General features: G+C 70.6%; 22 protein-coding genes. 14 read left to right on the forward strand and 8 right to left on the reverse strand.

The window, feature by feature from the left end; genetic code table 11:
- Positions 1–2: 2 nt before the first annotated feature.
- The 3 genes from AB9M23_RS05515 to carB all read right to left on the reverse strand — a co-directional run bounded on the left by AB9M23_RS05515 (position 3) and on the right by carB (position 4,724).
- Positions 3–536 (reverse strand): hypothetical protein, encoded by a 534-nt coding sequence (locus tag AB9M23_RS05515; protein ID WP_372423177.1) that lies wholly within the window; start codon positions 534–536, stop codon positions 3–5.
- A gap of 117 nt (positions 537–653) precedes the next feature.
- On the reverse strand, positions 654–1,127 hold the full coding sequence (gene greA / locus AB9M23_RS05520; RefSeq protein WP_372423178.1) for a transcription elongation factor GreA: 474 nt from the start codon (positions 1,125–1,127) through the stop codon (positions 654–656).
- Positions 1,128–1,247: 120 nt separating this feature from the next.
- Positions 1,248–4,724 (reverse strand): carbamoyl-phosphate synthase large subunit, encoded by a 3,477-nt coding sequence (gene carB / locus AB9M23_RS05525; RefSeq protein ID WP_372423180.1) that lies wholly within the window; start codon positions 4,722–4,724, stop codon positions 1,248–1,250.
- A 298-nt stretch (positions 4,725–5,022) separates the two neighbouring features.
- On the opposite strand from carB, the gene AB9M23_RS05530 reads away from it, so the two are divergent.
- Positions 5,023–5,799, forward strand: coding sequence for an SDR family NAD(P)-dependent oxidoreductase (locus AB9M23_RS05530; protein ID WP_372423181.1), 777 nt, complete (start codon positions 5,023–5,025; stop codon positions 5,797–5,799).
- Between the two features lie 3 nt (positions 5,800–5,802).
- Here the strand turns inward: AB9M23_RS05530 and AB9M23_RS05535 are convergent, their stop codons facing one another.
- The gene (locus AB9M23_RS05535; protein WP_372423183.1) at positions 5,803–6,501 is read right to left on the reverse strand and encodes a fumarylacetoacetate hydrolase family protein; all 699 of its coding nucleotides are present in this window, start codon (positions 6,499–6,501) and stop codon (positions 5,803–5,805) included.
- 92 nt (positions 6,502–6,593) lie between these two features.
- The gene (locus tag AB9M23_RS05540) at positions 6,594–7,031 is read right to left on the reverse strand and encodes a YqaA family protein (RefSeq protein WP_372423185.1); all 438 of its coding nucleotides are present in this window, start codon (positions 7,029–7,031) and stop codon (positions 6,594–6,596) included.
- A gap of 159 nt (positions 7,032–7,190) precedes the next feature.
- On the opposite strand from AB9M23_RS05540, the gene AB9M23_RS05545 reads away from it, so the two are divergent.
- The 4 genes from AB9M23_RS05545 to AB9M23_RS05560 all read left to right on the forward strand — a co-directional run bounded on the left by AB9M23_RS05545 (position 7,191) and on the right by AB9M23_RS05560 (position 11,554).
- Positions 7,191–8,651: an FAD-binding oxidoreductase gene (locus AB9M23_RS05545; protein WP_372423186.1), complete on the forward strand. Its 1,461-nt coding sequence runs from the start codon at positions 7,191–7,193 to the stop codon at positions 8,649–8,651.
- Between the two features lie 15 nt (positions 8,652–8,666).
- Positions 8,667–9,596, forward strand: coding sequence for a sugar kinase (locus tag AB9M23_RS05550; RefSeq protein ID WP_372423188.1), 930 nt, complete (start codon positions 8,667–8,669; stop codon positions 9,594–9,596).
- Between the two features lie 124 nt (positions 9,597–9,720).
- The gene (locus tag AB9M23_RS05555; RefSeq protein ID WP_372423190.1) at positions 9,721–10,242 is read left to right on the forward strand and encodes a PAS domain-containing protein; all 522 of its coding nucleotides are present in this window, start codon (positions 9,721–9,723) and stop codon (positions 10,240–10,242) included.
- Positions 10,217–11,554 carry a methyl-accepting chemotaxis protein gene (locus tag AB9M23_RS05560; protein WP_372423192.1) on the forward strand — a complete coding sequence of 446 codons (1,338 nt, stop codon included), beginning with the start codon at positions 10,217–10,219 and terminating at the stop codon, positions 11,552–11,554. The genes AB9M23_RS05555 and AB9M23_RS05560 overlap by 26 nt, the downstream gene beginning before the upstream one ends.
- 28 nt (positions 11,555–11,582) lie before the next feature.
- Here the strand turns inward: AB9M23_RS05560 and AB9M23_RS05565 are convergent, their stop codons facing one another.
- Entirely contained in the window at positions 11,583–13,331 is a 1,749-nt protein-coding gene (locus AB9M23_RS05565) for a PHA/PHB synthase family protein (RefSeq protein ID WP_372423194.1), read from the reverse strand.
- A 240-nt stretch (positions 13,332–13,571) separates the two neighbouring features.
- Here AB9M23_RS05565 and AB9M23_RS05570 point away from each other — a divergent pair, with 240 nt between their 5' ends.
- Both AB9M23_RS05570 and AB9M23_RS05575 read left to right on the forward strand, forming a co-directional pair.
- Positions 13,572–13,973 carry a hypothetical protein gene (locus AB9M23_RS05570; RefSeq protein WP_372423196.1) on the forward strand — a complete coding sequence of 134 codons (402 nt, stop codon included), beginning with the start codon at positions 13,572–13,574 and terminating at the stop codon, positions 13,971–13,973.
- An 88-nt stretch (positions 13,974–14,061) separates the two neighbouring features.
- Positions 14,062–15,282 carry an LL-diaminopimelate aminotransferase gene (locus AB9M23_RS05575; RefSeq protein ID WP_372423198.1) on the forward strand — a complete coding sequence of 407 codons (1,221 nt, stop codon included), beginning with the start codon at positions 14,062–14,064 and terminating at the stop codon, positions 15,280–15,282.
- 3 nt (positions 15,283–15,285) lie between these two features.
- On the opposite strand, the gene AB9M23_RS05580 is transcribed toward AB9M23_RS05575, so the two are convergent.
- A complete protein-coding gene (locus AB9M23_RS05580; RefSeq protein WP_372423200.1) occupies positions 15,286–16,266 on the reverse strand; it encodes a lipid kinase in 981 nt (326 codons plus the stop codon).
- Positions 16,267–16,478: 212 nt separating this feature from the next.
- On the opposite strand from AB9M23_RS05580, the gene AB9M23_RS05585 reads away from it, so the two are divergent.
- Positions 16,479–16,682, forward strand: a complete 204-nt coding sequence (locus AB9M23_RS05585; protein ID WP_372423202.1) for a hypothetical protein — start codon at positions 16,479–16,481, stop codon at positions 16,680–16,682.
- Positions 16,683–16,736: 54 nt separating this feature from the next.
- On the opposite strand, the gene AB9M23_RS05590 is transcribed toward AB9M23_RS05585, so the two are convergent.
- Positions 16,737–17,066 carry a c-type cytochrome gene (locus tag AB9M23_RS05590; protein ID WP_372423204.1) on the reverse strand — a complete coding sequence of 110 codons (330 nt, stop codon included), beginning with the start codon at positions 17,064–17,066 and terminating at the stop codon, positions 16,737–16,739.
- A 125-nt stretch (positions 17,067–17,191) separates the two neighbouring features.
- On the opposite strand from AB9M23_RS05590, the gene AB9M23_RS05595 reads away from it, so the two are divergent.
- The 6 genes from AB9M23_RS05595 (at position 17,192) to hfq (ending at position 24,144) form a co-directional block, all read left to right on the forward strand.
- The gene (locus tag AB9M23_RS05595; protein WP_372423206.1) at positions 17,192–17,674 is read left to right on the forward strand and encodes a response regulator; all 483 of its coding nucleotides are present in this window, start codon (positions 17,192–17,194) and stop codon (positions 17,672–17,674) included.
- A gap of 255 nt (positions 17,675–17,929) precedes the next feature.
- A complete protein-coding gene (locus AB9M23_RS05600; protein WP_372423770.1) occupies positions 17,930–18,928 on the forward strand; it encodes a Ppx/GppA phosphatase family protein in 999 nt (332 codons plus the stop codon).
- Between the two features lie 46 nt (positions 18,929–18,974).
- The gene (locus tag AB9M23_RS05605; RefSeq protein ID WP_372423208.1) at positions 18,975–19,712 is read left to right on the forward strand and encodes an RlmE family RNA methyltransferase; all 738 of its coding nucleotides are present in this window, start codon (positions 18,975–18,977) and stop codon (positions 19,710–19,712) included.
- 376 nt (positions 19,713–20,088) lie between these two features.
- Positions 20,089–22,335, forward strand: a complete 2,247-nt coding sequence (locus AB9M23_RS05610) for a sensor histidine kinase (RefSeq protein WP_372423210.1) — start codon at positions 20,089–20,091, stop codon at positions 22,333–22,335.
- Positions 22,332–23,702 carry a nitrogen assimilation response regulator NtrX gene (gene ntrX, locus AB9M23_RS05615; protein ID WP_372423211.1) on the forward strand — a complete coding sequence of 457 codons (1,371 nt, stop codon included), beginning with the start codon at positions 22,332–22,334 and terminating at the stop codon, positions 23,700–23,702. The genes AB9M23_RS05610 and ntrX overlap by 4 nt, the downstream gene beginning before the upstream one ends.
- A 187-nt stretch (positions 23,703–23,889) precedes the next feature.
- On the forward strand, positions 23,890–24,144 hold the full coding sequence (hfq, locus tag AB9M23_RS05620) for an RNA chaperone Hfq (protein WP_372423213.1): 255 nt from the start codon (positions 23,890–23,892) through the stop codon (positions 24,142–24,144).
- Positions 24,145–24,155 lie beyond the last annotated feature (11 nt).

The following is a 24,155-nucleotide window of genomic DNA, read 5'->3' on the forward strand; positions in this document are numbered from 1 at the left end:
AGTCACAGCCGTCGCGCGAGCCAGCCGGCGAAGCTCTCGGCCAGCGCGACGGCGCGGCGCTGCTCGAAGTCGGGCGTATGCCAGGGGCCGGACTGGCCGGGCGGAAGCGCGACGCGCAACGGCTCGCGGGCGAGCACGCGGCCGCCCTCGCTCAAGGTCGCGACCCCTGCGAGCTCGTCCGCCGCGAGGGAGCCGCCGCCGGGCATGCCGAAGCCGAACGGCCCGTCGTCGCTCTCGCCCGAGCCCCAGCCCCGCAGCTCGAAGCGCTCGAGCACGACGGTGAGCCGCGATCCACCCGCGCCGAGCCGGCCGGCGAAGCGGTCCTCCAGCGCGCGCTCGAGGCTCGTCCGGAGCAGGTCCGCGTAGTCGCCCACGCCCTTCTCCCGCAGCGGCGACACGTCGACGCGAATCTCGCCGATCAGCACGGCGGGCTGCGCGGCGGCCTGGCCGGAGAGCGCGCCGAAGGCGAGGACGAGCGCGGCGAGCGACCGAAGCACGAGCCGCGGGAGGGCGGCGGGTAAGGGGTGGGCGGGCATGACGTCCTCCTCGGGGGTGGCGCCGGGCGCGTGCGGGGCACGCGCCGGGCGTTCGTCGGGAGGCTCAACCCCGCACCGTGCGTGGGGTTCGGCGGCGGCGCGAAGGCGCCGCCGCGATCAGCGGAACTCGACGCTCATCACCTCGTAGGACTTGCCGCCGCCGGGGGTGTGGACCTCGACGGTGTCGCCCACCGTCTTGCCGATGAGGGCGCGGGCGATCGGCGAGCCGATCGACACGCGACCGGAATGCACGTCCGCCTCCGGCTCGCCGACGATCTGGTAGACCTTCTCCTCCTCGGTGTCCTCGTCGATCAGCTTCACGGTCGCGCCGAACTTGACGCGGTCCCCGGAGAGCTTCGCCGGCTCGATCACCTCGGCGCGGGAGATCAGGCTCTCGAGCTCCAGGATGCGGCCCTCGTTGTGGGACTGAGCCTCCTTGGCCGCGTGATATTCCGCGTTCTCGGAGAGATCGCCGAGCGCGCGCGCCTCGGAGATCGCCTGGATGATCCGCTGGCGCTCGACCTGCTGGCGCTGCTTGAGCTCCTCCTCGAGCTTCCTGTAGCCCGGGGCCGTGATCGGGACCTTGTCCATGTCTTGTCTCACCGACGCGAAAAAGCCGTAGCGCGGAGCGGCCGTGCCGGGCGCTCCGCGCTGAGGCGGTTGGGGATGTGGCGGGAGCCGCGCGCCGGTGCACCGGGCGCGGGGTGCGCTTCAGGCGAAATAGTCCTGCAGCGCCCGCACTTCGAGATCGCCACCGAGGTAGGCCTCGATGCCCGCCGCGGCCGCGATCGCTCCTGCGAGAGTGGTGTAGTACGGGACCTTATGCAAGAGGGCCGCCCGGCGCAGCGACCGGGAATCGGAGAGCGCGCCCGCGCCCGCGCTCGTGTTGAAGACGAGGTGGACGTCGCCGTTCTTGATCGAATCGACGATGTGGGGGCGTCCCTCCAGCACCTTGTTGACGCGCTTGGCCTTCACGCCTTCGGTGGCGAGGAAGCGCTGCGTGCCGGTGGTCGCGAGGATGGTGAACCCGTGATCCGCGAGCATGCGCACCGCGGGAAGGATGCCCGGCTTGTCCTCGTCGCGCACCGACACGAAGACCGTTCCGGCCCTCGGCAGCATCGTGCCCGAGCCGAACTGGCTCTTGAGGAAGGCGATGCCGAAGGAATGGTCGAGCCCGATCACCTCGCCGGTCGAGCGCATCTCCGGCCCGAGCAACACGTCGACGCCGGGGAAGCGGGCGAAGGGGAACACGGCCTCCTTCACCGCGATGTGCTCGCGCGGCGCCGCGCGCTCGCCGAGCCCGAAGCTCGCCAGCGCCTCGCCGGCCATGATGCGCGAGGCGATCTTGGCGATCGGCTCGCCGATCACCTTGGCGACGAAGGGCACCGTGCGCGAGGCGCGGGGGTTCACCTCGAGCACGTAGATCGCGCCGTCCTTGATCGCGTATTGCACGTTCATGAGACCGCCGACGTCGAGCGCGAGCGCCAGCGCCTTCGTCTGGCGCTCCAACTCGGCGATGGTCTCCGGCGACAGCGTGCGCGGGGGCAGCGAGCAGGCCGAGTCGCCCGAGTGGATGCCCGCCTCCTCGATGTGCTCCATGATGCCGGCGATGAAGACGTCCTCGCCGTCGCACAGCGCGTCGACGTCGATCTCGGTCGCGTCCGTGAGGTAGCGGTCGAACAGGAGCGGGTTCTTGCCCAGCACCGTGTTGATCTGCCCCGTCTTGTCGTTGGGGTAGCGCGCCTTGACGTCGGAGGGGATCAGCGAGGGCAGGGTGCCGAGCAGGTAGTCCTCGAACTGCGTCTCGTCGCGGATGATCGCCATGGCGCGCCCGCCGAGCACGTAGGAGGGGCGCACCACGAAGGGCAGGCCGAGATCCTGGGCGATGAGGCGCGACTGCTCGACGGAGTAGGCGATGCCGTTCTTGGGCTGCTTGAGGCCGAGCTTGTCGAGCAGGCGCTTGAAGCGGTCGCGGTCCTCGGCGAGGTCGATCATGTCGGGCGAGGTGCCGAGGATCGGCACGTTCGCGTCCTCGAGCGCGCGGGCGAGCTTGAGCGGCGTCTGCCCGCCGAACTGCACGATGACGCCGTGCAGCCGCCCGGCCCCGCGCTCCGTCTCCAGGATCTCCAGCACGTCCTCGGCGGTGAGCGGCTCGAAGTAGAGCCGATCGGACGTGTCGTAGTCCGTCGAGACGGTCTCCGGGTTGCAGTTGATCATGATCGTCTCGTACCCGGCGTCGCCGAGCGCGAAACAGGCGTGGCAGCAGCAATAGTCGAACTCGATGCCCTGCCCGATGCGGTTGGGCCCGCCGCCGAGGATGACCACCTTGGTCCGGTCGCTCGGCTGCGCTTCGTCGACCGGCGCGCCGCCGAAGGGCGCCTCGTAGGTCGAATACATGTAGGCGGTGGGGGAGGCGAACTCGGCCGCGCAGGTGTCGATGCGCTTGAACACCGGGCGCACGCCGAGCGCCCGGCGCTTCGCCGTCACCTCCGCCTCCTCCAGGTTCGCGAGCACCGCGAGGCGCGCGTCCGAGAAGCCCATCGCCTTGAGGCGGCGCAGCGCCCCGGGCGTCGTCGGCAGGCCGAGCGTGCGGACCTTCGCCTCGGTGTCGACGATGTCCTTCAGGTGCTCGAGGAACCACGGGTCGATCATGCACGAGGCGTGCACGTCCTCGATCGACGTCCCCAGCCGCAGCGCCTGGGCGACCTTGAGCAGGCGGTCGGGGGTGGGCGTGCCCAGCGCCGCCTTGATGGCGTTCTCGTCGTCGCCCTTGCCGATGCCCTCGATCTCGATCTCGTCGAGGCCGGTGAGCCCGGTCTCGAGCGAGCGCAGCGCCTTCTGCAGGCTCTCGGGGAAGGAGCGGCCGATCGCCATCGCCTCGCCCACCGACTTCATGGCGGTGGTCAGCGTCGGCTCGGCGCCTGGGAACTTCTCGAACGCGAAGCGCGGGATCTTGGTGACGACGTAGTCGATCGTCGGCTCGAAGGAGGCCGGCGTCGCGCCCCCGGTGATGTCGTTGGCGATCTCGTCGAGGGTGTAGCCCACGGCGAGCTTCGCCGCGACCTTGGCGATGGGGAAGCCCGTCGCCTTCGAGGCCAGCGCGGAGGAGCGCGACACGCGCGGGTTCATCTCGATCACGACCATGCGGCCGTTCGCCGGGTTGATGGCGAACTGCACGTTCGAGCCGCCGGTCTCGACGCCGATCTCGCGGAGCACCGCGATCGAGGCGTCGCGCATGATCTGGTATTCCTTGTCGGTGAGCGTCAGCGCCGGCGCCACCGTGATCGAATCGCCCGTGTGCACGCCCATCGGGTCGATGTTCTCGATGGAGCAGATGATGATGCAGTTGTCCGCCTTGTCGCGGACGACCTCCATCTCGTACTCCTTCCAGCCGAGCACGCTCTCCTCGATCAGGACCTCGCCGGTGGGGGAGGCGTCGAGCCCGCGCTCGACGATGTCGAGGAACTCCTCGCGGTTGTAGGCGATGCCGCCGCCGGTGCCGCCGAGCGTGAAGGACGGGCGGATGATCGCCGGCAGGCCGATCTCGGCGAGCGCCATCAGCGCCTCGCCGAGCGCGTACTCGATGGTGCGCTTGCGCCGCTCGATGTCGCCCGCGGCCCAGCCGCGCTCGAACTCGGCGACGAGGCGCGCCTTCTCCTCGGCGTCGACGTCCATCGCCTCGATGCGGGCGATCTCGGCGCGGTGCTGGTCCTTGTACTTCTTCTTGAGCGCGGAGGCGTTGGCGAGCCGCGAAGCGGGCGTCTCGAGCCCGATTCGCGCCATGGCCTCGCGGAAGAGCTGGCGGTCTTCGGCCATGTCGATGGCCTCCGCCTTGGCGCCGATCATCTCCACGCCGAACTTGTCGAGCACGCCCATCTGCTGGAGCGAGAGCGCGCAGTTGAGCGCGGTCTGGCCGCCCATCGTGGGGAGCAGCGCGTCCGGGCGCTCCTTCTCGATGATCTTGGCGACGATCTCGGGTGTGATCGGCTCGACGTAGGTGCGGTCCGCCAGCTCCGGATCGGTCATGATCGTCGCCGGGTTGGAGTTCACCAGCACGATCCGGTAGCCCTCCTCCTTGAGGGCCTTGACCGCCTGCGTGCCGGAATAGTCGAACTCGCAGGCCTGGCCGATGATGATCGGCCCCGCGCCGATGATGAGGATCGAGGAGATATCGGTGCGTTTGGGCATGACGGTCTCGTGCTCGAAGGGGCCGCCCGCGCGTCATGACCCGGTCGTCATGAAAAGAGGCCCGCGCGCGAACGCGTGAGCCTCGTGCCGAGCGGCCCGGCCGCGCGGAGCGGCCAGGATCGCGATGTGTGGGGGTCTATAGACCAAGCACCTCCCGGTGGGAAGGGTCGCGCAGCCGGCGAACGGGCGGCGTTGCAGCGGCGATATCGGAACCGCTCCGTCGCGCGTCGCATTGGCAGGCGCGCCGCGAGGCTCTACGTTCCGCCATTGCACCACGAGAAGAGGGAGACGCGAGCCGATGCCGTACACGCGCTGGACCATCGTCACGGGAGCCTCGAGCGGAATCGGCGCCGAGATCGCGCGCCAGTTCTCCTCCATCGGGCACAACCTCGTCCTCGTGGCGCGCCGGCGCGAGAAGCTCGAGGCGCTCGCCTCCGAGCTGACCACGGCCGATCGCGGCGCCGTCGAGGTGATCGAGCTCGACCTCGGCCGGACCGAGGCGCCGGGCGAGCTGCATGCGGCGGTGACCGAGAAGGGGCTGGCGATCCACACGCTCGTCAACAATGCCGGGTTCGGGCTGCGCGGGGACTTCGTCGACCTCGGGCTCGAGGAGCAGATGGCGATGATCGAGCTCAACGTCTCGTCGCTCACCCGGCTCTCGCGGCTGTTCCTGCCGGACCTGATCAAGCGCGGGCAGGGCGGGATCCTCAACGTCTCCTCGCTCGCCGCCTTCCAGGCCGGGCCGCACATGGCTGTGTACTACGCCACCAAGGCCTACGTGCTCTCGCTGTCGGAGGCGCTTCACGAGGAGGCGCGGCCCTTCGGCGTGACGGTCACCGCGCTGTGCCCGGGAGCCACCGAGAGCGAGTTCGGCGCGCGTGCCGGCCTGGAGAGTTCGCGGCTGTTCCGCAGCGGGCGGATGGACGCGCAGAAGGTGGCGCGCATCGGCGTCGAGGCCTACCGCGCCGGCCACGCGGTCTCGACGCCCGGCGCGCGCAACAAGCTTCTGATGGGGCTCAACCGCTTCCTGCCGCGGGTCGTCATGCGCCGTGCGGCCGGCGCGATGCAGTCGTGAGGCTCACACGACCCGGAGCGTGATCGCCCCGAGCCCGGCGACGGACGCCCGCATGGTCTCCCCGCGGGAGACCGGGCCGACGCCCTCGGGCGTGCCGGTGAAGATCACGTCGCCGGGGAAGAGTTCGTTGTAGCGCGAGAGGTAGGCGATCTGCTCGGCGACCGACCAGATCATGTCGGCGAGGTCGCCCGTCTGGCGCGTGGTGCCGTCGACATCGAGCCGGATCTCGCCCGTGGCGAGGTGGCCGACCTGCGAGACCGGGTGGATCGGGCCGATCGGGCCCGAGAAGTCCGCGCCCTTGGCGAGCGCCCAGGGCCGGCGCAGGCTCTTCGCCTCGTCCTGCAGGTCGCGCCGCGTCATGTCGAGGCCGACCGCATAGCCGTAGACGAGACCGAGCGCCTCGTCGGTCGTCACGTCGCGCCCGCCGCTGGAGAGCGCGCAGACGAGCTCCACCTCGAAATGGTAGTTCTGCGTCATCTGCGGGTAGGCGTGCTCGGCGAGCGCGTCGGCCGGCACCGGCTGGAGCGCGTCCGCCGGCTTCATGAAGAAGAAGGGCGGCTCGCGGTCCGGGTCGTGCCCCATCTCGCGGGCGTGGGCGGCGTAGTTGCGCCCGACGCAATAGACCCGGCGAACGGGAAACAGCGCGCTCGCGCCGGTGATGGGGATCGCCGGGGTCTCGGGGGCGGGGAAGACGAAGGTCATCGGCGAGCCTCTGGGGTGCCACGGGTCGGGCTTCTGTCGCGCCGATCAGTAACGGAGGCTCGTGCGGCGCGCCATGCCCGCAGGCGCCCGTCTCACACGAACCCGAGCGCCACCAGCGCCACCACGACGTACCGCCCGCCCTTCGCCACGATCACGAGCGGCAGGAACACGACGAGCGGCGTGCGCATCACGCCCGCGATCACCGTGAGCGGATCGCCGACGATCGGCGTCCACGACAGGAGCAGGGAGGCCACGCCCCAGCGCCGATAGAGCGCCTCCGTGCGCGCGAAGCGCTCCGGCGAGACGGGGAAGCGTGGATGGTGCCGAAAGCGCACGAGGAAGCGCCCGATGCCCCAGTTCACTACCGACCCGGCGACGTTGGCGATCGTCGCGACCGCCACCGCGAGCCACGCCGCCGCCTCGCCGAGCGCGAGCACGCCCACGAGCGCGGCCTCGGAGGTTCCCGGCAGGAGCGTCGCCGAGGTGAAGGCGGAGAACGCCAGGGCGGCGAGCATGGCGATGTCGCCCAAGGCGGGTCCGTCCCTTCCGTGAAGCCCTCGTGTGACGCGACGCCGTCGAAACACGGATCGGTGGCCACCGCAAGCGCGGGGGTGACGCGGCCGCCCCGGGTCGTGCTAAGGGAGACGCGTCGCAGAGAAATTCGCGCCACGACAGCCCGCGGACCACGCATGAACGACGTCGCCCCGAACGCCGAAGCCGCCCTCGTCGCCCGCCTGGTCGAGCGGCTGGGGCCCGCCCAGGTCGTCTCCGCGCTCGCCGACATCGAGCCGCATCTCGTCGAGAGCCGCGGTCTCTATCGCGGCCGCGCGCTCGCGGTCGTGCGCCCGAAGGACGTCCACGAGGTCTCCTTCGTGCTGGCGCAATGCGCGGCGGCCGGCGTGCCGGTGGTGCCGCAGGGCGGCAACACGGGGCTCGTCGGCGGCGGGGTGCCGCATGGCGGGATCGTGCTGTCGTTGGCGCGGCTCGACGTCATCCGTGCCCTCGATCCGCTCAACGCGACGATCACCGTCGAGGCGGGCGTGACGCTCAAGGCGATCCAGGACGCGGCGGACGCGGCGGATCGGCTGTTCCCGCTCTCGCTCGCCTCCGAGGGCACCTGCCAGATCGGCGGCAACCTCGCGACCAATGCCGGCGGCACCGGCGTGCTGCGCTACGGCAACGCCCGCGACCTGGTGCTCGGCCTCGAGGTCGTGCTCGCCGACGGGCGGATCTGGAACGGCATGAAGGGCCTGCGCAAGGACAACACCGGCTACGACCTCAAGCACCTCTTCATCGGCTCGGAGGGCACGCTCGGCGTGATCACGGCGGCCGTGCTCAAGCTCTACCCCAAGCCCAAGGCGAAGGTGACCGCCTTCCTCGGCTGCGAGGGGCCGCACGCGGCGCTGAAGGTGTTCGAGCGCCTGCGCGAGGAGGCGGGGGACCAGCTCACCGCGTTCGAATACATCCCCCGCTTCGGCCTCGAGCTCGTCCTGAAGCACGCCGACGGCGTCGTGAAGCCGCTGGAAGGCGACCACGCCGCCTACGCCCTCGTCGAGCTGTCCTCGCCCCGCGCCGACGCCGATCTCTCGGGCGTGATCGAGACCGTGCTCGGTGCCGCCATCGAGGAGGGCCTGGTCGAGGACGCGACGATCGGCGCGAGCGAGGCGCAGAACGCCGCGCTCTGGAAGCTGCGCGAGATGCTCTCCGAGGTGCAGGGCCGCGAGGGCGGCTCGATCAAGCACGACGTGTCTGTGCCCGTCTCGCGGGTCGCCGACTTCATCGTCGAGGCGTCGGCCGCCTGCGAGGCGGCGATGGACGGCATCCGCGTGTGCGCCTTCGGCCATTTCGGCGACGGCAACATCCACTTCAACCTCTCCCAGCCGGTCGGCATGGAGAAGGCGGCGTATCTCGGGGAGTGGGAGCGTTTCAATCGAATCGTGCACGACATCGTCCACGCCTACGACGGCTCGATCGCCGCCGAGCACGGTGTGGGGCTGATCAAGCGAGACGAGTTGAAGCTCTACAAGGAGCCGGTGGCGCTCGAGACGATGCGCGCGATCAAGGCCGCGCTCGACCCGCGCGACATCCTCAACCCCGGCAAGGTCGTCGCGCTCTCCCCCGAGGCGCCGGCCGCGCTGCCGGGACGCTGAAGCGGAAGCCGACCCATGGCCGAGAAGACGATCGACATCCTCTCCATCGGCGAGCCGCTGATGGAGCTCGCCGAGACCGAGCGCGCCGGCGAGCGGCTCTATGCGCCCGGCTTCGGCGGGGACTGCTCCAACGTCGCCATCGCCGCCGCGCGGCTCGGCGCCCGCGCCGCCATGGCCACGGCGGTGGGGGAGGATACGTTCGGGCAGGCCTTCCTCGACCTCTGGGCGCGCGAGGGTGTCGACGCGTCCTCGGTGATCCGCCGGCCGGGCGGGCGCACCGGCGTCTACTTCATCAGCTACGGGCCGGACGGGCACGACTTCAGCTACTACCGCCAGGGCTCGGCGGCGAGCCTCATGACGCCCGCCGAGCTGCCCGCCGACGCGATCGCGCGCGCGCGGATCGTCCACGCGTCCGGCATCAGCCAGGCGATCTCGCCGTCCTGCACCGACATGGTGTTCGCGGCGATGAGCGCGGCGAAGGCGGCCGGCGCGCTCGTCTCCTACGACACGAACCTGCGCCTGCGGCTGTGGCCCCTCGACCGCGCCCGCGCCATCGTCCAGGCGGCGGCGTCCATGGCCGACATCGTGCTGCCGGGCCACGACGACGCGCGCCTGCTCACCGGCCTCGACCGGCCCGAGGACATCTGCGACGCCTACCTGCGGCTCGGCGCCGGCGTCGTCGCGCTCACGCTGGGCAAGGACGGGGCGATGATCGCGACCCGCGACGGGAAGACGGTGATCCCCGCCCGCCGGGTGACGGCGGTGGACGCCACCGGCGCGGGGGACGCCTTCGACGGGGCGTTTCTCGCGGAGTACCTGGTGCACGGCGACCCGCTCCGCGCCGGCGCCTTCGCCAACGCCGCGGCGGCGCTCTCGGTGCGCGGCCATGGGGCGGTCGGGCCGCTGCCGACGCGGGCGGAGGTGGAGGCCTTCGTGGCCGTTTAGCAATACAGCAATCCGAACGAGTGCTCGGAAAAACACCAGCCCCTCCCTCGTTTAACGAAGTTTAGAGGGTGAATCCGCCAGAAGTGGTTCGAAGCCGGCAATACGGTGGACCGTCGAGGCGGACATGGCAACGCAGATCAAGCCCACCCAACGCGAAATCCTGTTCGACGCCGCAGATCTCATCGTTTCGAAGACGGATCTGAAAGGCCGCATCACATATGCCAATCGAACATTCTGCAATATCTCGGGTTACGGCGAAGCGGACGTGATCGGCCAGCCGCACGCGATGATCCGCCATCCGGACATGCCGCGGGCCGTGTTCAAGATCCTGTGGGACGCGATCCTCGCCGGGCGTGAGGTCTTCGCCTACGTGAAGAACATGACCAAGGCGGGAGACCATTACTGGGTCTTCGCCCACGTCACGCCCTCCTTCGACGGCGCGCGCCGCGTCGGCGGCTTCCACTCGAATCGCCGCCTGCCGCGCCGCGATGCCATCGCGTCCGTGGAGCCGCTCTATCGCGAGCTCGTGCGAATCGAGGCGTCGCACCGGAACGGCAAGGAGGCGGTTGCCGCCTCGAGCGCCCATCTGAACTCCCTCATCGCCGGCAACGGACAGGACTATGACCAATTCGTCTTCTCTCTCTAGGGCCGCGATCGGGCTCGCGCTGGCGGGCGTCGGCGCGGCTGGGCTCGCGGTCACGGGCCCGGTGCTCGGCTCGACGACGGCGCTCGGCTTCGGCGTGCTGGCGCTCGCCGGGCTCGGCCTCTCGGGCTGGATGCTGAGCAGGGTCCATGCGGCGCTCTCGCGTACGACGGACGTCGTGCGCCGCGTCGGGCGGGGCGACTTCGAGGCGCGCCTCGTCGGCATCCGCGAGGGCGGTGGGCTCGGCGCGCTGATGCACCAGGTCAACGACAGCACGGATCGCATCGACGCCTTCGTGCGCGAGGCAGCAGCGTCGATGGCGGCGGTGCGCGACAACAAGTATTTCCGCCGGATTCTTCCCGATGGGCTCGAAGGCGCGCTCGGCGGGGCGGCGACGACCATCAACGAGGCGACGGAGGTGATCGAGGGCCGCGTTGCCGCCTTCAACGCCTCCACGGCCTCGTTCGAGGCTGCGATCGAGGCGATCGTGCGCACGCTCGCCGACGCCTCGCGCGCGATGGGCGAGATGGCGGCCGGCATGGAGACCGGCGCGGCGACGACGAACGAGCGTGCGAGCGCGGTCGCGGCGGCGTCCGAGGAGATGTCGATCTCGGTCGAGACGGTGGCCTCGGCGGCGACGCAGCTCTCCGCGTCCGCGCAGGAGGTCGTCGACGAGGCGCAGCGCTCGGCGGACCGCGCCCGCCAGGCGGTCGCCCGCGCGAGCGAGACCCAGGCGATCGTCGTCGGCCTCTCGGGCGCGGCGGAGCGGATCGGCAAGGTGGTGGAGCTGATCAACGCCATCGCCGACCAGACGAACCTCCTCGCGCTCAACGCCACGATCGAGGCCGCCCGCGCCGGCGAGGCGGGGCGCGGCTTCGCCGTGGTGGCGGCGGAGGTGAAGACGCTCGCCGGCCAGACCGCGAAGGCGACCGAGGAGATCGCCTCCCAGGTCGGCGAGCTACAGTCGGCGACGTCCGGCGCCGTCGACGCCATCACGGAGATCGCGCGGCTCATCGCGGACATCGACACGGCCTCCTCCCAGATCGCCAACGCCATCGCCTCGCAGACCGCGGCGACCGCGGAAATCGCGCGCAACACCGAGCAGGCCTCCGAGGGCACCCGGAACGTCACCGAGAACATTCATGGCGTGTCGGAGAACGTGCAGGGGGCGCGCAAGTCGGCCAGCGCCGTCCTCGCCGCCGCCGGCGAGGTGGAAGCCCAGGGCCGCCGTCTCGGCGAGGAGGTCCGCGCCTTCCTGGTCGCGCTGCGCCGCGGCCCGATGGAGCGCCGCGAGGGCGAGCGCGACGCGGCGTGAGCGCGCGAAAGAGCCACGCGGCGGCGCGTCAGGACTTCACGAGCACGTAGGTCCCCGGCGCGTCGCCGAGCGCGGGGAGCTTGCCGGCGCCGGGCTCCCGGGCCGGGACGCGTGCGGGGGCCTGGGCTTCGATCCACGAGAACCAGTAGGGCCACCAGGTGCCGGGATGCTCCTCGGCCTTCGCGATCCAGTCCTCGAGCTCGCCCCGGGGCTCGCCGCCGGTCCAGTACTGGTACTTCGCCTTGCCCGGCGGGTTGACGACGCCCGCGATGTGGCCCGAGCCGGCGAGCACGTACTCGACCGGGCCGCCGAAGGCCGAGCAGCCGAGGAAGACCGATTTCGCCGGGGCGATGTGGTCCTCCCGGGTGGCGAGGTTGAAGATGGGGATCTTCACCTTCTTCAGGTCGATCTTCTCGCCGCCGATCGTCACCTCGCCGCGACTGAGGTTGTTCTCGAGGTAGCAGTTGCGCAGGTAGAAGGAATGGTTCGCCGCGGGCATGCGCGTCGAATCCGAGTTCCAGTACAGCAGGTCGAAGGGGAAGGGGGCCTGGCCCTTGAGGTAGACGTTGACGATGTAGGGCCAGATCAGGTCGTTGGGCCGCAGCATGTTGAAGGCGGACGCCATGCGCGAGCCCTCGAGGTAGCCGCGCGCCTTCATCGTCTCCTCGATCGCCTTGATCCCGACCTCGTCGGCGAAGACCTTGAGGTCCCCGGCGTGGGTGAAGTCGACCTGCGTCGTGAACAGGGTCGCCGAGGCGATGCGGTCGTCCTTCGTCGCGGCCATGAAGCCGAGCGCCGTGGACAGCAGCGTCCCGCCGACGCAGTAGCCGATGGCGGTGACCGTCTTCTCGCCGGTCGCCTGCTCGATCGCGTCTAGCGCCGCGAAGACGCCCTCGCGCATGTAGTGCTCGAAGCTCTTCTCCGCGAGCCGCGCGTCCGGGTTGACCCAGGAGATGCAGAAGACGGTCAGCCCCTGCGAGACCGCCCAGCGGATGAAGCTCTTCTGCTCGTTGAGGTCGAGGATGTAGAACTTGTTGATCCACGGCGGCACGATCAGCAGCGGACGCTTCAGGACCGTGTCGGTCGTGGGCGTGTACTGCAGCAGTTCGATCAGTTCGTTGCGGAAGACGACCTTGCCCGGCGTGGTCGCCAGGTTGACGCCGACCTGGAAGCGGCCCGGGTCGGACTGGCGGATCTTCAGCTCGCCGCCGCCGGCCTCGATGTCCTCCGCGAGCATCTGCATGCCGCGCACGAGGTTCGCCCCCGATTCGCGCATGGTCTCGCGGATCAGCTCGGGATTCGTCCCGAGGAAGTTCGAGGGCGAGAGCGCGCTCGACATCTGGCGCACGTAGAAGCGCGCCTTCTGGCGGGTGGCCTCGTCGATCCCCTCGGCCTCGTCCACCATGCTCTCCGCCCAGCGGGAGGTGGCGAGGTAGGCCTGCTTGAGGAAGTCGAAGTAGGCGTTGTCGGACCACTCCGCGTCCTTGAAGCGCGCGTCCTTCGGGTCCGGCGCGGCGGCGGGGGCGACGTCTTCGCCCTGCATCCGGCGCAGGGAGGACGACCAGATGTCGAAGAACGAGGTGCCGAGCCGCGCCTGCGCCTCGATCGCCTTCTGCGGGTCGATCAGCCAGCGCTCGGTGACGTGGACGAGCGTCTTGACCATGTCCGACATCTCGTCGGCCATGCCGGTCTTGGCGCGGCGCTCCTCGATCGGCTTGAGGTAGGCCGCGGTCGCCTTGCCGTATTCCTCGACGAGGCGCGCCATGTTGTGCGACATCGCCTCTAGGTCGGGCTGCGGATGATCATTGGGCGTTGCGCGGGGTCCCTCGGACCTTCTATTGTCGCTCACGGACGCTCCCCTTCCCGACGGCACGCGCGAGCCTCCCTGCCCACGCCGTCCTTTCGACACCTTACCGAACGCTATATGGTGGTCGCTAGACCGGAAGACGCCCGATGCATCGGCGTTCCCGGCCGGCGTACTCGGCCGTCGTTCCTCGACCCCGCCAGCGGAGTATCCATGGCACGCGAAACGCGCAATTCGATGACGCTCGCCGCCGTCGCGGCGGCAGCGCTGACGCTCGCCGGTTGCGCGGGGGATCTCAACCCCGTGCGCGACGTCTTCGTCGCGGTCGGCGCGGGCGCCACGCCGCAGCAGGCGCCGGGCTTCGTCGAGGAGACCCGCGTCGGCGCGCCCTCGGGCTACGTGCCGGTGCGCCCGACGCCGCGGCGCGAGACCGACCCGAAGACGCCCGAGGAGGTCGCCGAGGCGCGCGCCGCGCTGGAGGCGGACCTCGAGGCCGCCCTCGCCCGCGGCGAGCGCGCCCGCGACCTCGCCATCGGTCCCGACCCCGAGCCGGTCGTCGTCCCGCCGCTGCCGCCGCTCTCCGAAGATCCGGCTCCGCCGCCGGCCTCGCGCTGAGAGCGCCTGCGACATTCGGCTGATGCCTCGTTGACCACGCCGTGCTAGAGAGGCCGTCCACGCCTCCTCGGCAATCCTGGACCTCGCCATGACCGAATTTCACCGCATCAAGCGCCTGCCGACCTACGTCTTCGAGCATGTGAACCGGATCAAGGCCGCCGCCCGCGCCGAGGGCGCCGACATCATCGACCTGGGCATGGGCAACCCGGACCTGCCGGCACCCGCGCACATCGTCGCGAAGCTCGCCGAGACCGCGGGGCGCCCGCGCACGGACCGCTACTCGGCCTCCAAGGGCATCGCGGGCCTGCGCCGCGCCCAGGCGGGCTACTACGACCGGCGCTTCGGCGTGAAGCTGAACCCCGACAGCCAGGTCGTCGTCACGCTCGGCTCGAAGGAGGGCTTCGCCAACATGGCACAGGCCATCACGGCGCCGGGCGACGTGGTGCTGGTGCCGAACCCGAGCTACCCGCTCCACGCCTTCGGCTTCCTGATGGCGGGCGGGGCGATCCGCTCGGTGCCCGCGGAGGCGACGCCCGCGTTCTTCCACGCGCTCGAGCGCGCGGTCGTCCACTCGATCCCCAAGCCGCTGGCGCTCGTCGTCTGCTACCCGTCGAATCCGACGGGCTTCACGGCGGACCTCGGCTTCTACGAGGACGTGATCGCCTTCGCCAAGAAGCACGAGCTGATCGTGCTCTCGGACCTCGCCTACGCCGAGATCTACTTCGACGGCGTGCCGCCGCCCTCGATCCTGCAGGTGCCGGGGGCGATGGACGTCGCGGTCGAGTTCACCTCGATGTCGAAGACGTTCTCGATGGCCGGCTGGCGCATCGGCTTCGCGGTCGGCAACGAGCGGCTGCTGGCCGCGCTCGCGCGGGTGAAATCCTACCTCGACTACGGCGCCTTCACGCCGGTCCAGGTGGCAGCCACCGCCGCGCTCAACGGGCCGGAGGACTGCATCGCCGAGACGCGCGCCATCTACCAGCGCCGGCGCGACGCGCTCGTCGAGAGCTTCGGCAAGGCCGGCTGGGAGATCCCGCCGCCGGCGGCGTCGATGTTCGCCTGGGTGCCGATCCCCGAGCGCTACCGCCATCTCGGCTCGCTCGAGTTCTCGAAGCTGCTCGTCGAGAAGGCGGAGGTCGCGGTCGCGCCGGGCATCGGCTTCGGCGAGCACGGCGACGAGTACGTGCGCATCGCGCTCGTCGAGAACGAGCAGCGGATCCGGCAGGCCGCACGCAACGTCCGCCGCTTCTTCGAGCAGGATCGCACGGGCCACAACGTGGTGCCGCTGGCGCGGACGGCCTCCGCCTGATCCTCAGGCTGGATCGGGCGCGTCGCGCGGAACGATCACCGTCACCGCCTTCGCGAGCACGCGGAAGCGGGCGGGCGTCTTCGTGATCAGCTCGCCGTCCGCGTTGACCGAGCGCGGCTTGCGGGTCGTGACCTCGAAGGTCTTCGCCGCGCGCGAGCGCACGTCCTCGAAGGCGACGTGGCGGCCGGAGCGGAACGAGCCCGCGAGCCGCAGCAGCTCCCAGGGCCGGCGCATCTCGAGGCTGTAGAGGTGGAGCGTCGCGTCGTCGATGCGCGCGTCCTCGTCCACCGTCATGCCGCCGCCGTAGTGGCGCCCGTTGCCGACCGCGATCTGGAAGGTCGACACGCGGGCGCGTTCGGTCGCGGATTCGATGGTGGCGCGAAACGGTCGCGCTCGGGCGAGGACCTGAGCCGCGGCAATGGCATACCCCAGCTTGCCGAAGCGTCGCTTCAGCTCGCGGGTGAGCCCGTGCGCCAGCTCCGCCGAGAGGCCGATCGAGGCGACGTTGAAGAACGGCCGCCCGTTCACCTCGCCGCAGTCGATCCGGCGCGTGTGCCCGGCCAGGATCACGTCCGCCGCGGCCTCGAGATCCTCGGGGATGGAGAGCGTGCGGGCGAGGTCGTTGGCGGTTCCGAGCGGCAGGATGCCGAGCGGTAGCCCGGTGTCTATCAGGCCGCGGGCGGCGGCGTTCATCGTGCCGTCGCCGCCGCCGACGATCACCATGTCGACGTCCTCGCGATGGGCGCGGATCACGTCGGGGAGCGCGTCGGGATCGCGGCAGTCCTCGAGCACGACCTCCAGGCCCTCGTACGCCCGAAGGCGCGCGACCGCCGTCTCCATCAGCTCCGGCGCGCGGCGGCTGTTGGCGTTGACGAGCAGGAGCGCGCGCTTGGCGATGCCGCGCGCGGGTGGGGGAGGCGGCTTTCCGGCCTCGTCGGCACCCTGCTTCTCCGAACCGAGGGCCTCGACCGGCTCGCTCGTCATCCCCGTCGTCTCCCGTGATTTCGGCTTCCGTGAACCGAACGGCTGCGGGAACCGACGAAGCGGATGAAGGTTCCACGCTGAAGGTTCTGTGCCGGGAGCGGAGGGCCGCCAGCCCTGCGCAGGGTCGTTCTACTACGAATCGCGGAACCGCCGACTTCGTGCGACGTTAACGCGTCTGTAACACTTCGTGATCGTGCCGAGGAGGCCAGCCCGTGCCGATCCTGGACAACGACTCGCACGCCGCCCGCGAGGACCTCCGCGTCCTGCGCGATGCGCTCGGACCCGTCCAGGGCACCCCCTGCCACGCGGATGCGATGCGCGCGGCCGCGGCCGAGGCGCGCCGCCGACGCCGGGCCGAGCGGGACGTCGCGACACGCCGCTCGCGCGATCCCGCCCATCACCTCGCCGAAGGATGATCGCACCTCGCGGAAGGACGATCGTCGCCGCGCACGGCCTCTCCCCCGTCCATCTCAGTCGGACAGGCTCTCGATGTAGGTCGCGAGGTCGGAGATCTCCTCGCGCGTGAGCGCCATGTCCGGCATCGCGGGATGGGGATCGGCGAGGAAGGTCTCGAGCGCGCCGTCCTCGAGGGGACCGCGCGCGGCCACTTCCCGGAAGCTCGCCACGCCGTCCACCGCGGTCTCCTGGTCCGGCGACACGAGGTGGCAGGACGCGCACCACCTCTCGGCGATGGCGCGGCCCTCGGCGGCGTCGCGGGCGAAGGCGGAGCCGCTCGCCGACAGCGCGAGAAGCACCGTCGCCAGGGCCGGAAGGGCCGGAGCCCGAAAGCGCGAACGCATCACCATCTCCACATCACCATCTCTGCGCGGGCGCGGCGCGGCGGGACGCCGCGATCCGTCAACGTTAGCGAAGCCGAAAAGATTGTCGGACCAAACTCCGCGCGAACACGGATGCGCCCGGAAGCATGATCGCAACGCCGACCTTCCCCGATCTCGCCGCCCTCGTCGTCGACGAGAGCCTGTATGTGCGCCGCATCCTGCGCGACATGCTCACCCGCGTGGGCATCAAGCGCGTGCTGGAGGCTCCCGACGGCGCCGAGGCGCTCGGCGTCCTGTCCGAATCGAAGCCCGATCTCGTCATCCTCGACTGGGACCTCGCCATCCTCTCGGGCGAGGAGTTCATCCGGCTCACGCGCACGCCGACGACCTCGCCTGCGCCGACCGTGCCGATCATCGTCATGATGTCGAAGCCGCGCCGCTACATCGTGGACCGCGCGGTGGGGCTCGGCGTCAACGAGATCATCGCCAAGCCCTTCTCGCCCAAGGTGCTCTGGTCGCGTCTCGACGAGGTGATCAACCGCCCGCGGCCCTACCTGCAGGTCAAGAGCCTCCTGCGCCCCGTGGCTCGCACCGCGCCGGCGCAGATCGCGCCGAAGTCGGCGGCCTGACGCGCGGGGGGCGGCCGCGGTAGATTTACGCCCTTGGCATCACGGGGGCACGGCGCTTACATTGACGGCAAGTAGCCAGGCGAACCTCCCCGGAGGCGACGCCGCAAACGGATGATGGACTTGCTCGTCAATGTCGGAGATCAGCCGAAGGTCGTGGATACCGGGTCGAGCCCGGCTCTGACGCCCCTGGCAGCGGCGCCCCCGCCGACGCCGGCCCTGCCCGATGCGGCGGCGGCCTACGCGGGCCCGCGTCGCATGCGCCCGGTCGATGGCAGCGCCTACGCGGCGCTCGACCTCGGCACCAACAATTGCCGCCTCCTCATCGCCGAGCCGTCACGACACGGGTTCCGCGTCGTCGACGCGTTCTCGCGCATCGTGCGGCTGGGGGAGGGGCTCGCCGCGAGCGAGCGGCTGAGCGCGCACGCCATCGATCGCACGCTCGAGGCGCTGCGCGTGTGTCGCGACAAGATGACGACGAAGGGCGTGCGGCGCGCGCGCCTGATCGCCACCGAGGCCTGCCGCTCGGCGCGCAACGGTGAGAGCTTCGTCGAGCAGGTGCAGGAGGAGATCGGCCTCGACCTCGAGATCGTCGACCGGCGCACCGAGGCCTACCTCGCCGTCACCGGCTGCGCCGCGCTCGCCGATCCCAACGCGCATTCCGTCGTCATCTTCGACATCGGGGGCGGCTCGACCGAGATCGCCTGGCTCGACGGGCGGGCGACGAGCCCGATGTCCGACCCCTGCAAGCGCATCCGCGCGTGGGATTCGCTGCCCGTGGGCGTCGTCACCGTCGCCGAGCGGCACGGCGGCGTGCACGTGACGCACGAGAGCTTCGAGCGGATGGTCGAGGAGGTGCAGACCCTGCTCGAGCCCTTCCAGATCGCGGCGAGCGCGGCGAGCAACGCGCCCGGGTTCCACCTGCTCGGCACGTCCGGCACGGTGACGACGCTGGGCGGGATCTTCCTCGACCTGCCGCGCTACGACCGACGGCGGGTCGACGGGCTCTGGATGGCGGACCGCGACCTCGACCGCGTGATCGACGACCTGATCGTCTCGAACTACGACGACCGCGCGACGCACCCCTGCATCGGCCGCGACCGGGCGGATCTCGTGCTCGCCGGTTGCGCGATCCTGGAGGCGATCCGCCGCGCCTTCCCCTCGCCGCGCCTGCGCATCGCCGACCGCGGGCTGCGCGAGGGCATCCTCATGAACCTCATGCGCGAGGACGGGGTCTGGCGCCGGCGCAGGCGCTGAGCGGCCGACCACTTCGACCTCCCGCACACCGACGAGCCAGATTGCCTTGAGCGACAAGAAGAAGACCGGCGCGCCGCGCGCGATGAAGGTCCGCGTGAAGAGCGCGCGCGGGCGCACGACCTCGTCACAGCGCTGGCTCGAGCGCCAGCTCAACGATCCCTACGTCGTGCGCGCCAAGGCCGAGGGCCTGCGCTCGCGCGCGGCCTTCAAGCTCCTCGAAATCGACGAGAAGCACAAGTTCCTCAAACCCGGACAGCGCATCGTCGACCTCGGCGCGGCGCCGGGCGGCTGGTCTCAGGTGGCCGCACGCAAGATCGGGCTCGAGCGCTCGGACCGCGCGACGATCGTCGGCATCGATCTCCTGCCGGTCGAGCCGATGCCCGGCGCCACCTTCCTCATGCTCGACTTCCTCGAGGAGGAGGCGCCCGCGCGCCTCAAGGCGCTGCTGGGCGGCGAAGCGGACGTCGTGATGTCGGACATGGCGGCCAACGCCACCGGCCACAAGAAGACCGACCACCTGCGCATCATGGGCCTCGCCGAGGCCGGCGTGGAGTTCGCCCGCGAGGTGCTCGCTCCGGGCGGCACCTTCCTGTGCAAGGTGCTGCGCGGCGGGACCGAGCACACGCTGCTCGCCGACCTGAAGCGCGACTTCGCCCAGATCCGGCACGTCAAGCCCGCGGCGAGCCGTGCCGATTCGGCGGAGCTGTTCGTTCTGGCGACGGGGTTCCGCGGGCGGTCGACGGGCGAGGAAGGCGCGGAGACGGGCGCCGCGCCGGGCCCCTGAGAGGACGCCGGCGACCCATGTCCTTCCCTGTAGGGGAAGGTGGATCGGCGCCGAAGGCGACGAGACGGATGGGGCGCGCGGCACGCGCGTTCGGCGAAGCCGAAGTGCGACGGCCGCAGCGGACACGGTGCTCTTCCGCGTCGCGGAACGCGTCGCTCGCGCCGCGCCCCATTCGTCACCGGCTTCGCCGGCGCCACCTTCCCATACAGGGAAGGAGAGTGCCTGCACCCGGCCTCGAGCAACCCCACCGCTCGGCTCGACACGCACGCCCGGAGACCCTGTTCCTTCCCGTTCGGTACTGTATTAGTTTCGCCACACTGTTGTGTGAACGCATCAGCGCGCGTCGACGAATCGGCGCCGCAGGCCCGAGGGCGACGTGAAGGACAAGCGCACGATCAATCCGGACGAGGAGATCGCCGCGACCGGGCCGGGCTGGATCGGCCTCGTGCTCGTTGTCTCCGCCCTCGTCTCGGCACTCGCGAGCTTCCTCATCCTGTCGGGGCTCACGCCGATCCAGCCGACCGAGGCCGTCACCCTCAACGCGCTGTTGATCAACATCGGCTTCATCCTCGCGCTCGCCGTGATGATGGCGGTGCAGGGCCGGCGCCTGCTGCGCGCGCGGCGCGCGGGGGCGGCGGGGGCGAGGCTGCACCTGCGCTTCGTCCTCCTGTTCAGCGGGATCGCGACGGTGCCCGTCGTCGTCGTCGCGGTCGTCGCCTCGATCGCGCTCGCGCGCGGGCTCGAGCCGTGGTTCTCGGGCTGGATCGACACACTGCTGCAGAACACCGTCGAGATCGCCCACGAGTACCGCGAATTGCAATGCCGGACGCTCGCGCGCGAGACGACGCTGATGGCGGCCGATCTCGACCGCGCCAAGGTGCTCTACGACGCCGATCCGGACCTCTTCCGCGAGTTCATGCGCTCGCGCGCGGTCTTCCTCGGCTTTCCCGTGGCGATGATGGTCGAGGCGGACGGGAGGATCGTCGAGGAGATCGTCAACGTCCCGATCCCCGGCCTCGAGGTTCCCGGTCCCACCGACCTCGCCGACGCCGAGTTCGAGGACGCGCTGTGCCTCGTGCCGCGCGAGGATTCGGTGCTGCGCTCCATCCTCAGGCTCCAGGATCACGACGGGCGCATCCTCTTCGTCACCCGCTTCGTCGACCGGCGCGCGCTCGATTTCCCCAACGAGGCGGAAGCGGGGATGAGCTACTACCGCCTCCTGGAGCAGCTCTCCTCGGGCATCCAGGTCGCCTTCGCCTCGATGCTCGCGGTGATCACGCTGATCATCCTGCTCTCGGCGATCTGGTTCGGCCTCGGCTCGGCGGACAACCTCGTCTCGCCGATCAGGCGGCTGATCCGCGCGACGCAGCAGGTCGCGGAAGGGAACTTCTACGTCCAGGTGCCCGTGCGCCGCACGGAGGGCGATCTCGCCTTCCTCGGCCAGACCTTCAACGCCATGACCTCGGAGCTGCGCCGCCAGCACGACGGGCTCACCGCCGCGAGCCACGTCATCGACCAGCGCCGGCGCTTCACCGAGGCGGTGCTCTCGGGCGTCTCGGCCGGGGTGATCGGGCTCGACGCGCACGGGGTCGTGACGATCATGAACCCGTCGGCGGAACGGATCTTCGGGCTGGGCGAGGCCGACGTCGTCGGGCGCCCGGCCGCGCAGGCGCTGCCCGAGCTCGCCGCCCTCGTCGAGACCGCCCGCGCCTCGCGCGCGCGCCTGACCCAGGAGCAGATCGCGATCCAGCGCGGCGGACGCGAGCGCACCGTGGACGTGCGCGTCACGTCCGAGCAGGCACGCGGCGACGAGAAGGGCTTCGTCGTCACGCTGGACGACATCACCGACCTCGTCGCCGCCCAGCGCACGTCGGCCTGGGCGGACGTGGCGCGGCGCATCGCCCACGAGATCAAGAACCCGCTCACCCCGATCCAGCTCTCGGCGGAGCGCATCCGGCGCAAGTACGGCAAGGTGATCACCGAGGACCGTGCGGTGTTCGACCAGTGCACCGACACGATCGTTCGCCAGGTCGACGACATCAAGCGCATGGTGGACGAGTTCTCCTCCTTCGCGCGCATGCCCAAGCCGACCCTCGTCGGCGACGAGGACCTGTGCGACACGGTGCGCCAGGCGGTGTTCATGCTGCGTATCGCCCACCCGGACATCGCCTTCGTCGACGAACTGCCAGAGGGGCCGGTCGCAGCGCGCTTCGATCGCCGGCTCGTGTCTCAGGCGGTGGGCAACATCCTCAAGAACGCGGCCGAGGCGCTCGCCGAATCGCCGGACGTGCCGACGGGGGAGGGGCGCATCGTCGTGCGCGTGCAGCAGCCGGACGGGATCGTCGCCATCGACGTGATCGACAACGGCCGCGGCTTCCCGGTCGAGAACCGGCACCGGCTGCTCGAGCCCTACATGACCACGCGCGAGAAGGGCACCGGGCTCGGCCTGCCCATCGTCGCCAAGATCTTCGAGGAGCACGGCGGCGGCGTCGAGCTCCGCGACAACCCGGAGGGCCGGGGCGCCTGGGTGCGCCTCTGGTTCCCCGCCGACCCCGCGCCCGGCGCGGGCGCAGACACGCCGAGCGCCGAGACGGCGCAGACTTCGGGGGCGACATCGCCATGAGCGCCGACATCCTCATCGTCGACGACGAGACCGACATCCGCGAGCTCGTCGCGGGCATCCTCGAGGACGAGGGTCACCGCTGCCGCACGGCGGGCTCGTCCGACGACGCGTTGGCGGCGATCGAGAGCCGGCGACCGCACCTCGTCTTCCTCGACATCTGGCTCCAGGGCTCGCGCCTCGACGGGCTGCAGGTGCTCGAGCAGGTCAAGGCGAGCCATCCCGAGCTGCCGATCGTGATGATCTCGGGCCACGGCAACGTCGAGACCGCCGTCTCGGCGATCAAGCTCGGCGCCTACGACTTCATCGAGAAACCGTTCAAGGCCGATCGGCTGGTGCTCGTCGCCGAGCGGGCGCTCGAGGCCTCGCGGCTCAAACGCGAGGTGCGCGAGCTCAAGGCCCGCTCGGCCCAGGCGAGCCGCATCTGCGGCAGGTCCCCGGTCATGAACCAGCTGCGCCAGACGGTGGAGCGGGTCGCGCCCACGAACGCGCGCGTCCTCGTCACCGGCGCGCCGGGCTCGGGCAAGGAGCTCGTGGCGCGCACGCTGCACGGCCTTTCGACCCGCGCGAACGGCCCCTTCGTGGTGATCAACGCCGCGACGATCACGCCGGAGACGATGGAGGCCGAGCTCTTCGGCATCGAGTCGGGGGAGGCGCGCGAGCGCCGCGTCGGCGCGCTGGAGGAGGCGCACGGCGGCACCCTCTACATCGACGAGATCGCCGACTTCCCCAGAGAGACCCAGGCGCGCATCCTGCGGGTCCTCGTCGAGCAGAACTTCCAGCGCGTCGGCGGCTCCACGCGCGTGCACGTGGACGTACGCATCGTCTCCTCGTCGAGCCGCGACCTCGCCGCCGAAATCGCCGCGGGGCGCCTGCGCGAGGACCTGTTCCACAGGCTCTCCGTCGTGCCGATCCGGGTGCCATCGCTCGCGGAGCGGCGGGAGGACGTGCCGGAGCTGATCGCGTTCTTCATGGACCAGATCTCGCGCGGCACCGGCCTCGCGCCGCGGCGCATCGGCCAGGACGCGCTCGCCGTGCTCCAGTCGCACGATTGGCCGGGCAACGTGCGCCAGCTGCGCAACAACGTCGAGCGGCTGATGATTCTCGCCACCGGCGACGCCGAGACGGAGATCTCCGCCGACATGCTCCCGGCGGAGGTCGGCGCGCTCGTGCCGGCGACGCCGAGCGGGGCGGGGGGCGAGAAGCTGATGAGCCTGCCGCTGCGTGAGGCGCGCGAGATCTTCGAGCGCGAGTACCTGATGGCGCAGATCGCACGGTTCTCCGGCAACATCTCGCGCACGGCGGAATTCATCGGCATGGAGCGCTCGGCGCTCCACCGCAAGCTCAAGTCGCTGGGCGTGCATGCCTGAGGCGATGCGCGCCGGCGCGGGGTTATCCGTGCGAAAAAGCGCGTAGGAACCTACGGGGGGCTTGCCTTGTGCCGACCTCCCATCTGTAATGGGCGATGCCGGTTCAGGGCCGCCGCAGGGCGGCCGATCTAAGCTCCATGGCTCCTGGCCTCCAAGACCGGCGGCGGCAGGGTGGCGAGGCAAACTCATGGCGGGCGAGCGCGCGCAGAATCTCCAGGACACGTTCCTCAACCACGTGCGGAAGAACAAGGTCCCCTTGACCATCTTCCTCGTGAACGGCGTGAAGCTCCAAGGCGTTGTGACATGGTTCGACAATTTCTGCGTCCTGCTGCGCCGCGATGGTCATTCACAGCTCGTCTACAAGCACGCGATCTCCACGATCATGCCGGGTCAGCCGATCCAGCTGTTCGAGCAGAACGACGAGGGCGGCGAGAAGACCTGACGAGAGAGGCT

Origin of the sequence: Salinarimonas chemoclinalis (genome assembly GCF_041514305.1) — a bacterium.
GTDB classification, from domain to species: domain Bacteria; phylum Pseudomonadota; class Alphaproteobacteria; order Rhizobiales; family Beijerinckiaceae; genus Salinarimonas; species Salinarimonas chemoclinalis.